The organism is Curtobacterium sp. MCBA15_013 (assembly GCF_001865095.1).
In the GTDB taxonomy this organism is placed as follows: Bacteria; Actinomycetota; Actinomycetes; order Actinomycetales; family Microbacteriaceae; genus Curtobacterium.
This window is the reverse complement of record NZ_MJGQ01000053.1, coordinates 1-307: the sequence shown is the minus strand read 5'-3', so window position 1 is coordinate 307 and position 307 is coordinate 1. Positions and strand designations below refer to the sequence as shown.

General features: G+C 71.7%; 1 pseudogene. It reads left to right on the top strand.

Annotated features, from left to right (window positions below):
• Positions 1-159: 159 nt before the first annotated feature.
• A pseudogene (locus tag BIV01_RS20300) lies at positions 160-307 on the top strand (oxidoreductase); the annotation flags it as partial.

The following is a 307-nucleotide window of genomic DNA, read 5'->3' as shown; positions in this document are numbered from 1 at the left end:
GCCCGTGCTCGTCGAGCTCGGCGCCACCGTGCCCGTGCAGGGCCTGTACCTGAACGACAAGCACTACACCGACGAGTCGTCGACCGAGGGCTGGCTCGCCCGCTGGCGGGACGTCGTCCTCGCCGCCGCATCCGCACCGACCAAGGAAGGCACCAGCGCATGATCAAGCCCTACACCGCCGAGTCCGCGGACCCGACGCTCCTCCGGCAGGCGTTCTCCGGGTTCCCCTGCGGCGTCGCCGCACTCTCCGCGATCGTCGACGGCGCGCCCACCGTGCTCGTCGCGTCGTCCTTCACCGTCGGCGTCT